The organism is Proteus faecis (assembly GCF_003144395.1).
GTDB lineage: Bacteria > Pseudomonadota > Gammaproteobacteria > Enterobacterales > Enterobacteriaceae > Proteus > Proteus faecis.
This window is the reverse complement of the sequence record NZ_PENZ01000002.1, coordinates 50672-57720: the sequence shown is the minus strand read 5'-3', so window position 1 is coordinate 57720 and position 7049 is coordinate 50672. Positions and strand designations below refer to the sequence as shown.

At 34.0% G+C, this 7049-nt stretch carries 3 protein-coding genes; 2 read left to right on the top strand and 1 reads right to left on the bottom strand.

Features of this window, described 5'->3' with window-relative positions; all coding sequences use genetic code 11:
- Window positions 1-268 precede the first annotated feature (268 nt).
- Window positions 269-2983 carry a phosphotransferase RcsD gene (rcsD, locus tag DK858_RS00770; protein ID WP_109395805.1) on the top strand — a complete coding sequence of 905 codons (2715 nt, stop codon included), beginning with the start codon at window positions 269-271 and terminating at the stop codon, window positions 2981-2983.
- 2 nt (window positions 2984-2985) lie between these two features.
- Complete coding sequence (gene rcsB, locus DK858_RS00765; protein WP_006533269.1) at window positions 2986-3642, top strand: response regulator transcription factor RcsB; 657 nt, start codon at window positions 2986-2988, stop codon at window positions 3640-3642.
- A gap of 383 nt (window positions 3643-4025) precedes the next feature.
- Here rcsB and rcsC read toward each other — a convergent pair whose 3' ends face one another.
- Entirely contained in the window at window positions 4026-6866 is a 2841-nt protein-coding gene (rcsC, locus tag DK858_RS00760; RefSeq protein WP_109395804.1) for a two-component system sensor histidine kinase RcsC, read from the bottom strand.
- Window positions 6867-7049: the final 183 nt, after the last annotated feature.

The window sequence follows — 7049 nt, the reverse complement described above, 5'->3', positions numbered from 1 at the left end:
GATTCGAACTCTAGGATGGTTTCCCATCGGCGGTTTTCAAGACCGCTGCCTTCAGCCACTCGGCCATCCTTCCATAGCGCGAAATTATGCCTATCTCTGACCCCGCTGTCTAGCTCCAATTGTAAAAAAATTGAATTTTTTAGTTTGTTTGCTCAAAGTTCATCCGAATATCCCTTTTAAAGTGATAACCTGTTAATATAATGGCCGAATAATGGTGATTGTTTATTCTATTTTTAATTACATTGTCTCTTAAGGGCTCGCAAACTGAATGCGTACATTGAACCAACTCAAGCCAAATACACTAACTCGTCTATATGCCCTATTTCTTCTTTTTATGGTCATATCGCTTTTTCTCTATGCTTACAGTTATTTTGACACTTGGCTAGATAGCAAAAAAAACGCGATAAACAATACAACTCATAAATTCGCTCGCCAAGTTGAAGATTATCGTTACCACTCCAATCAGCTTTTCCAGTTATCAAATAAAATAGCTGATACCTCAATATTCCCTGTATTGCGACTTAATCCAATAAAATTACGTTCTGATGTATTTTGGCTTGAAGGTCGAGACCAAACCGTAGATTCCATTATATTTGGTAAACCCAATGAGCAAACCTTTCAGTTAGCACAACGATTCGCGAATTCACTCGAAATTCTTTGGGGTGTACGTAATGATTACAGTTCTCTTTATTATCTAAATGGTAAAGGGAATGATCTTATCTTAATTACGACCCATTCTGTGCTTAAGCCAGAGATCCGTTACAAAGAAAGCTATTTGACATTAACAGCTGAAAATAAGCGGTCTGAGTTATTGATGCAATCAACAGCATTAGATGAAAAAGAGAGCCTTTCTCCTATTAGGAAGATGTCTACAGAAAACATTTATTACTATACCTATCGTATTATGTTTAATGTGCCAGGTCAGTTAACCAGCGTAGTGGCGTTTGATTTGCCTATCAATAATTTTTTACCTTCAGAGTTATCTCCACACTACTTAAGATTACTGCCAACAGGTCAGCAATCGGTCTATGATAAGAATGACATTGAAATATCAACCGATGGCTCTTCACTGATTTTTTCTCAACCAATTATTGGGATCCCCTATTCACTCTCTTATGAATACCCACTAAAGTCGATGATCAAAGAAATTGTCTACAAAAATATTTGGTTATTAATCAGCTTACTGGTATTTGTTTCTATCTCCGTTTTTGGCCATATCTATATCCGTAATAAGTACGTTTATCCTTATATCTCTATGACACGTAATCTACGGATCAAAGAAGAGATGACTAACGACATCATTTCAAACCTTCCTATAGGATTATTAGTCTATAATTTTTCCTCTAATCATAAGATTATTAGCAACAGCCATGCGGAAAAATTACTGCCTCATATCGATTTATCTAAGATCCGCCAAATGGCAGTTGAGCACAATGGTTTAATCCAAACGGCTATCAACAACGAAATTTATGAAATAAGAACAAGTAATAATAACAATATTGACAATACATCATTATTCATATTTCTGAATAAAGATAACGAAGCTCTTATCAACAAAAAATTGCAACTTGCACAACAAGAATATGAGAAAAATACCATCGCTCGACGCAAGATCTTATCTAATATGTCATTAGAATTAATGCGTCCCATTAAAGATATAAATGAGATGGTTTATCAATTCAAAGACTTATTACCCGAAGACACTCATCAACAATTGCTTAGTTTATTATTAGAGAAAACAAATTATATTTCTGAGTGGATAGAAAACATTACATTAATTAATAAGTTAGAAAATCAAGAATGGAAAATACATAAGGATGAATTTGAACTATCAACATTAGTTGAATCTATTCTGATAACAGCATCACCTTTTATGATAAGAAAGGGTCTAACACTTTATTTCCACAATAATATAAGACCGGGCTTACTTTTAATTAACGATGGCCCTGCTTTAAGTAAGATTATTTTATCATTGATTAATTATGCCATTAGTACGACTAATTATGGAAAGATAACCGTTAATCTGAATTTAGTTAAAGATAAAGATAAAAATAAAGAAGAAATACTTATTGATATTATTGACAGTGGAAGCGGGCTTACACCTCAAGATATTGCTAATATAAAATACCCATTCTTAGGCCAAGCAATGGGAGACAAATATTATTCTAATTCAGGTATCATTTTTTATTTATGCCACTTGCTATGTAATAAAATACAAGGAGAATTAACTATTAAGAGCCAAGAAAGTATTGGTTCTCATTTTCGAATTGCCCTCCCATACCAGCATATAGATACAGAAGAACGGACTTTTAACGTATTATTGGAGGGGATAAACGCAAAACTCGCTATAAAAAACCCTGAAATAGAAAAAATCATCTGCCAACAGCTTGATAAATATGGCGCTACATACTTTGATAAAAATAGAGAGAATCTTTATCCTGAATACGATATCATACTTAGGGATACACCGAATGATAATCCTGAATCTCCAACAATATTATTAATGAGCTCTATTGTTGGTTTCGAAAAAATATCAAAAGATTTAATAAAGTGTAACTATAACTTCGGTGACCCTTTAATAGAGGCTATTACTTATTTAATTGAAGAAAATGAGTCATTCTCCCCAGATACAACTAACGAGAGTATTTGGGATGAAAATAATAACCTTGATAAATACGAAGTAATTCTTAATAATTACAGGAAGAAGTTGAATGGTAGTGATTATAAGGAACTATTTATCAGTACTGTTCCTATTGATGTTGAAAAACTACACTTAGAAGCAACAAATAAAGACTTTCATTCTCTAGCCCAGACAACTCATCGTCTAAAAGGTGTTTTTGCCATGTTAGATTTAGAATATCTCAGAGAAAGCTGTGAATATTTAGAGCATGACATAAAAAATCATAATGAATTAGAGATCAAAGAACGTATCACTCAACTGGATAAATGGATTCAACAGTTGCTGCAGCAAGGTAACAATTAAACATGAATAACCTTAATATTATTATTGCCGATGATCACCCAATCGTTTTATTCGGTATTCGTAAATCTTTAGAACAAATTGAATGGGTCAATGTTGTAGGTGAATTTGAGGATTCAACTTCACTTATCAATAACTTACCTAAGTTAAATGTGGATGCTTTAATTACTGACTTATCTATGCCTGGCGATAAGTATGGTGATGGTATTACACTCATTAAGTACATTAAAAGACATTATCCTAATTTGTCGATTATTGTACTAACAATGAATAACAACCCTGCTATTTTGAGCGCAGTCCTTGATCTTGAAATTGAAGGTATTGTGCTTAAGCAAGGCGCTCCAACTGATCTGCCAAAAGCATTGGCTGCGCTACAAAAAGGCAAGAAATTTATGCCTGAAAGCGTTGCGAAGCTACTTGAAAAAGTCAATGCGAATGGTTATGGCGATAAACGTTTATCACCTAAAGAAAGTGAAGTCCTAAGATTATTTGCTGAAGGCTTCCTTGTGACCGAAATCGCCAAAAAACTCAATCGTAGTATTAAAACGATTAGTAGTCAGAAAAAATCAGCCATGATGAAATTAGGTGTCGATAACGATATCGCATTACTTAATTACTTGTCATCAGTGACTATTGATAAGGAAATTAACGGCCCAGATTAATTTCACCGTAGTTACCTTAGTCGAACCGATAAAATCAGGAAGCTCAACCCGTTGTAGGAGCTTCTCTGTTTTTTTTACTCTTTATTCCTCATTCTCTTTGCACTTATCGATCTTTTCTTGCAAATACTTTCCATTCAAAGAGTACCTTATAAGCTGTATAGTTTATATTTTCATACCTTTACTAGGTTTTGAGCTTACAGACTATTACAGAGATGCTCTCACTCTCCTTTTAATCAACTTATATTATTACTACTCTTTGTTTCATTTTATCTATCAAAATGCTTTGTGATTACGTTATTTTACCTTCTAGAAGCTTAAAAAAAGACAAAGACTAATAAATTAGTCTTTGTCTGTTTACTTGTTTTATCGTTCACTATCTAGAATTATTCTTTAGAGATATACTTCACCAATACTTCTCTTAAAATAGAGAGCGAAACAGGTTTAGATACACAATCATTCATTCCTGCAGCAATACAGCGTTGCTTCTCTTCGGCTATTGCATTCGCTGTCACACCTATCACAGGCATATTACTGCCCATTTCTCTTATATGTGTTGCCAACTGATAACCATTCATGTTTGGCATATTGACATCCGTCAGAACGATATCAACATGATTTTTAGCTAAATATGTTAATGCATCACAGCCATCTTCTGCTATTGCTGTATTAAAGCCTATTTTTTTCAATTGATCGGTCAACAATAAGCGGTTTATTGGATGATCATCGACAATAAGGATAGTTAAAGTTTGTAAGCGACAATCCGTATCTTGATCTTGCTTCACGATCTCCACACAATTTGCTTCCACTTTACTTTGTGGCAATTGCATTATTATTTTTGTTAAATCGTTTAGCTTATAAGTACTACATACCCATACGTTTTCAGCTGTTTTCTTCAATGGTTCAAAGTAATGCGCATTAATCCTAATAAATTGGCAGTTATCTTTTCTTGGTACATCGTAATCAGTGATAATAAAATCGGTTGGAGATATCACCTCCTCTTCGGTAAGCAATTCACAACTCAAACCAAAGTAACGAAGATATCGACCAATAAAGCCTTCTAAATAAAGATTTTTAATATCAATAAAACAACGAACATTACTTTCTTTATAAATATTCTGTTTAGAATTAGGATCTATTCCATCTAAGGCACCATAAAGAGGTATACGGATCGTAAAGCGACTACCAATATTTTCTTGGGAAACAACGCTGATATCGCCATCCATCAAGTTGATCAACTTTTCACATATGGCTAAACCTAACCCTGTTCCCTCTGATGCACTTTCTGTATTCTGGGACACTTGGAAGAATGGTTCAAAAAGCTCATGCAATGCTTTGTCACTGATCCCTCGTCCTGTATCATGAATATCAAAATAGAGATAATAATCATCTTTATAAAGATGCAAGGTAATACATCCGGTCGTGGTAAATTTAATGCTGTTATTCAATAAATTAGAGATAACTTGTTGTACACGAACAGGATCACTATTTACAATTTTAGGTACATCAGGTTCGATAAAACAGTAAATAGCCAAGCCTTTTTTCGCAATCAAAGGTAAATAGTTAGAGATAACAAAAGAGAGCACTTGGCGACAATTAAATGGCTTAATATCAATTTTTAACTGTTTAGATTCAATTTTCGAAAAATCGAGGATATCACTAATAATTTTTAGTAATAATGATGAAGAGTTATCCATCGTTTTTAGCAATCGAGCGGTATCATCACTTTGTGTAAGAGACTGCAATAACTCTAAATTACCAATAATGCCATAAAGTGGCGTTCGTAATTCATGGCTGACTGTTGCCAAAAACATCGATTTAGCTTGGTTAGCTTGTTCCGCAGCTGTTGCCATATTTTGTAGTGAACGCTCCATTTTAACCCGTGAGCTGATATCCACTAAAACACAGATAGCCACATCTTCATTTTGATAGCGTGAATTAACAAAGCTTATTTGCAAATGATTACGATTGTTGGTCACTACATCGACCATATTGCTACTTTTCTCAGCAATAATAGAGAGAATATTTTGTTTATCGCTATGGCTAAGTAAACGAAAATAGTTATGTGCCAGCTCGTTACTTAAAATGATCATGCCATCACGTATTCTGAGAATACTGATCCCAACCGGCGCTGATGCCACAATCTTATGGTTAAATTGCTCGTGTTCTTCTAGGCGAGAAGCATTATTTTCGGCTGGGGAGAATATTTTTCTCTCAAAAATCCACACAAAAATAAAAATCATAATGGCTGAAATAATATTTAAGATCAGCGCATTAAAAATCGTGAATTTAAATTCATTTAAAATTTGCTTGAGTGGTAATGAATACACCACACTAAAAGACGAAGGCAATAATTTACGCTTAGCAACTAAATCACTAAAGTCTTCATCAAAACCAAAATAAGGAGCGCTGACATCAGGAACTTGTTTAACCGAATGATAAGTATTTTCTGCAGGATAGCTTAAAACCGTAGTATTTCTATTATTAAGAAGATGAATTGAAATCACTCTATCTTTGGTAGGAGAAAAATACTCAAGACGAATAGCTCTTTCAATACCAATCAAACCAATAAATTTACCTGAAGCATAAACGGGAGACATAACATATAAAATGCCACTATCCCCTTTTGCATCTGGCACAATCCAATATTGGTTAACTTCTTTACCTTGTGCTCGTTGATTAATGTAGTTACGGGTATTTTCGTAAACCATCTTTTTCAACATTTCAGTATCAACTGGGGATGCACGCAAAGGGAAGTTAATCATACACATGCTATGGGAACCAACCATAAAGACTTGGTTTATCCCTTGTAAGGCCGGAGTATTATCTTTCCAATAATATAAGATACTATTAAATGAGCGGAAATAGTTGTCTGTTTGCCCTTTAAATAATTCACAATCTGCGGTTTCATTAAGCTTATGAAGTGAAAATGGCCCTTCATAAAATAATGAATTTTTCATACTCGGGTTTAAGTTAATTTGTTCTTGGTGGCGTTCTGCAAGGTATTGTAAATCACGGATAGTGCTGGAGGTTTGCCTAAAGAAGCCAAGAAGATTAGTGTAGTTATTACTATATTCTTGCCGAATATCAGATTTAGTATCATTGAAGATGTTGATAAGGTAAAACATCGTTAGCAATGCCCCCATCGCCCACAACATGATACCTAATATACGAAAAAGGTAGCGGGAAATTTTTAACGATGTTTTAAAGGACGAGAGATATCTCAAACAACCACCCTAATCAATATTCCTACCGCTCAAGAAACTTATTCTATTCTAGCAGAAGTTACTGTATGTCTGAATGATATGATCTTTATCATCAGGATAATTTTTTCTGATGATAAACGGATCTCACCACATAAAAAAAGCAGGCAATTATGCCTGCTTTCTTTTATTTATACATCACAATAA